Source organism: Lapillicoccus sp., assembly GCF_046595215.1.
Classification (GTDB): domain Bacteria; phylum Actinomycetota; class Actinomycetes; order Actinomycetales; family Dermatophilaceae; genus Lapillicoccus.
This window is the reverse complement of sequence record NZ_JBKJPP010000172.1, coordinates 1-3,543: the sequence shown is the minus strand read 5'-3', so window position 1 is coordinate 3,543 and position 3,543 is coordinate 1. Positions and strand designations below refer to the sequence as shown.

Genomic DNA, 3,543 nt, shown 5'->3' with positions numbered 1-3,543 from the left:
ACGGAGGCGTCGATCCGGCCCCGCGAGAAGTCGTCGATCTCGAGGCCCTGGACGATGCTCCACTCACCGTCCTTGACGGTGACCGGGAAGGAGGAGATGAGACCCTCCGGCACGCCGTAGGAGCCGTCGGAGACGACCGACATCGAGACCCAGTCGCCCTCGGGCGTGCCCTCGACCCAGGTGCGGGCGTGGTCGATGGTGGCCGAGGCGGCCGAGGCGGCCGACGAAGAGCCCCGCGCCTCGATGATCGCCGCGCCGCGCTTGGCGACGGTGGGGATGAAGGTGTTCTCGAGCCAGTCCTGGTCGCCCACGGCCTCGGCGGCGTTGCGGCCACCGACCTCGGCGTGGAAGAGGTCGGGATACTGGGTGGCCGAGTGGTTGCCCCAGATGGTCATCCTGCGGATCTCGGTGACCGGGACCCCCAGCTTGGCGGCGAGCTGGCCGATGGCGCGGTTGTGGTCGAGCCGGGTCAGCGCCGAGAAGCGCTCCTTGGGGATGCCCCGGGCGTTGCTCATGGCGATGAGGGCGTTGGTGTTGGCCGGGTTGCCGGTCACCGTGACGTGGATGTCGTCGGCCGCGGCCTCGGCCAAGGCCTTGCCCTGCGGGGCGAAGATGCCGCCGTTGGCCTCGAGCAGGTCACCGCGCTCCATGCCGGGCCCGCGCGGGCGGGCGCCGACGAGCAGGGCGTGGTTGACGCCGTCGAAGACCGTGGCGGCGTCGTCCCCGATCTCGACCTTGGCCAGGGTGGGGAACGCGCAGTCGACGAGCTCCATAACGACGCCCTCGAGCGTCTTCAGGGCCGGGGTGATCTCGAGCAGCCGCAGCTCGATCGGGGTGTCCGGGCCGAGCAGCGCACCGCTGGCGAGCCGGAAGAGGAGGCTGTAGCCGATCTGACCGGCGGCCCCGGTGACGGCGACCTTGACGGGAGTGGTGATCACAGGAGTTGACCCTTCGACAGCGGTGTGGATCGAGACGACGGCGTGGATCGAGACGACCCGACGTTACCAGCCGGATCGCGGCCGATCTGTCCTGCTCAGGTGGCCTCTATCACCGTTCTGGCAGCCTCAGCCACGGTGCTGGCGAACAGAAGGCTGATGAAACTGGCGAAAAGGAAACGCTCTGCGGTGCCCTCGGTGGCTCCCCGGAGCTCGCCATATCGGCCCAGACCCTTGAGGCCGACGACGAGGGCCACGCCCTCGGGCCACCCGGCAACGATGTCAGGAAGCGGCTGCGCGCTCGAGCATGCCGATCGCCCTCCCGCCGCGCAGGGTAGAACATGACAACGATGACCCAAGGGCAAGGGCGATGCCGGTGTCAAGATGGTCCCACCCACGCCTACTCCCCTCGTATGCCGTTGCTCCCCGTTCTACCGTCGGCCACCAACAGGAGGCTTGTTGCGAGGGACTGGGCACGGAGCTGCTTGGCCCAGCCAGAGCGGCGAACGCGTTGGCTCACCGCCGAAGGTGAGATGCCGAGTCGGTGAGCGATCTCCTGTTGGGTGAGGCCTTTGGGTGACGAGGTCGGTCACCTCCCAGCCCGGGTCGAGGACGTGTCACCGCACAAGTCAGAGGTCGACTCGGGGACAACCTCCCACCGTGAGTGGCATACTCGTGGCATGAGTCGCGTACGCCTGAGCACGACGGTGAATGACCACCTTCTCGGTAGCGCCAGGGCACTGCGCTCGGGGATCACCGACGCCGCGCTGATCGATGAGGCGCTCGAAGCGTTGCTCGCTCGTCACCGCTCCGCGCAGGTCGACGCGAGTTACGCAGCGTACGACCGGCACCCGATCGACGAGCCGGACGAGTGGGGCGACCTGGCGTCGTTTCGTCGAGCCGCCGCTGCATCGTGAGCGGGCTGCCCGCGCGAGGAGAGGTGTGGTGGTGCGAGTTCGCCGAGATCGGCCGGCGGCCCGTCGTCGTCCTCTCCCGCGACGTCGCCATCCCGCGGCTTCGACGTGCCTTGGTCGCCCCCTGCACGACAACGATCCGAGGCCTTGTCAGCGAGGTCGTGCTAGAGCCTGGTGACGATCCCGTGCCAAAGCGCTCGGCCGTCAACCTGGACTCGGTCGAAAGCGTGTCGGTCGCTGTGCTCGTTCAGCGCCTTGGCAGATTGGCGGATATCCGAATGAAGGACGTCTGCTCAGCTCTGGCGGTCGCGGTCGACTGTTCGGGCTGACGTCAACATCGCCGACGAGACAGAGGGTGTTGGGTTGGCACTGGATCAGCGGCCTCGTGTCATAAATGCTGGACACCGATGTCAGAAAGTGACGTCGCAGACCGACATCGTGATCCAGGGTGGTGCTGAGTCCGGTGTGGCCCCGACGAGGTGACGGGGCACGGGCCGAGCGTGACCACGGGCTGCCGAGAACGAGCCCGAAGGTCCAGAGGAGCTCGGTCCCGAGTCGCCTCGTCGAGGGAGGATGAGTGGGTCTCACCCTTGTCTGCGGCTCTCAAGTATCTTGACGTCAAGGTATCGTGGGGGACTCGTGGGAGAGTCCGTTCGGTTCTCTCATCCGCTCGAAGTGAGGGAGTGCGTTGGGATGAGCAGGATCAAGGTCGTCAACCCGGTGGTGGAGCTTGATGGGGACGAGATGACGCGGATCATCTGGCAGTTCATCAAGGACCGTCTGATCCATCCCTATCTCGAGATCGACCTGAAGTATTTCGACCTGGGGATCGAGCACCGTGACGCGACCGATGACCAGGTCACGATCGACGCGGCGAACGCGGTCAAGGAGTTCGGGGTGGGGGTCAAGTGCGCCACGATCACCCCGGACGAGGCGCGGGTGGAGGAGTTCGGGTTGAAGGAGATGTGGCGCAGCCCGAACGGAACGATCCGCAACATTCTGGGTGGGGTGATCTTCCGTGAGCCGATCATCATCTCTAACATCCCGCGGCTGGTGCCGGGCTGGACCAAGCCGATCATCATCGGGCGCCATGCGCACGGTGACCAGTACAAGGCGACGAACTTCAAGGTCCCCGGCGCCGGCACCCTCACCCTGACGTTCACGCCCGCGGGTGGGGGGGAGCCGGAGGTGCATGAGGTCGCGACCTACGGCGACGATGGTGGTGTGGCGATGGGGATGTTCAACTTCAACGACTCGATCCGTGACTTCGCGCGGGCGTCGCTGAACTATGGGTTGCAGCGGGGTGTGCCGGTGTACCTGTCGACGAAGAACACGATCCTGAAGGCGTATGACGGGGCGTTCAAGGACATCTTCGCGCAGGTTTTCGAGAGCGAGTTCAAGGACGACTTCGAGGCGGCGGGCCTGACGTATGAGCACCGCCTCATCGATGACATGGTCGCGGCGGCGATGAAGTGGGAGGGCGGCTATCTCTGGGCGTGCAAGAACTACGACGGCGACGTGCAGTCCGACACGGTGGCGCAGGGGTTCGGTTCGCTGGGGTTGATGACGTCGGTGTTGATGACCCCGGACGGGCAGACGGTGGAGGCGGAGGCCGCCCACGGCACGGTGACCCGTCACTACCGTGAGCATCAGGCGGGCCGGCCGACGTCGACGAACCCGATCGCGTCGATCTT

General features: G+C 66.3%; 5 protein-coding genes and 1 pseudogene. 3 read left to right on the top strand and 3 right to left on the bottom strand.

Annotated elements, in window-relative coordinates:
• From ACLL9L_RS14995 to ACLL9L_RS14985, 3 genes and pseudogenes are all read right to left on the bottom strand, one after another.
• A partial coding sequence (locus tag ACLL9L_RS14995) for a malate dehydrogenase (RefSeq protein WP_411285462.1) occupies positions 1–938 on the bottom strand: 938 nt, incomplete at its 3' end.
• Positions 939–1,033: 95 nt separating this feature from the next.
• A complete protein-coding gene (locus ACLL9L_RS14990; RefSeq protein WP_411285461.1) occupies positions 1,034–1,192 on the bottom strand; it encodes a hypothetical protein in 159 nt (52 codons plus the stop codon).
• Positions 1,193–1,335: 143 nt separating this feature from the next.
• Positions 1,336–1,503: pseudogene (locus ACLL9L_RS14985) on the bottom strand (winged helix-turn-helix transcriptional regulator); the annotation flags it as partial.
• A gap of 112 nt (positions 1,504–1,615) precedes the next feature.
• Between ACLL9L_RS14985 and ACLL9L_RS14980 the strand changes: the two are divergent.
• The 3 genes from ACLL9L_RS14980 to ACLL9L_RS14970 all read left to right on the top strand — a co-directional run.
• Positions 1,616–1,852: an antitoxin MazE5 gene (locus ACLL9L_RS14980; RefSeq protein ID WP_411285460.1), complete on the top strand. Its 237-nt coding sequence runs from the start codon at positions 1,616–1,618 to the stop codon at positions 1,850–1,852.
• Entirely contained in the window at positions 1,849–2,178 is a 330-nt protein-coding gene (locus ACLL9L_RS14975) for a type II toxin-antitoxin system PemK/MazF family toxin (RefSeq protein WP_411285459.1), read from the top strand. Before ACLL9L_RS14980 ends, ACLL9L_RS14975 begins: the two co-directional genes overlap by 4 nt.
• Positions 2,179–2,542: 364 nt before the next feature.
• Positions 2,543–3,543: NADP-dependent isocitrate dehydrogenase (locus tag ACLL9L_RS14970; protein ID WP_411285458.1), on the top strand; the 1,001-nt coding region annotated here is incomplete at its 3' end.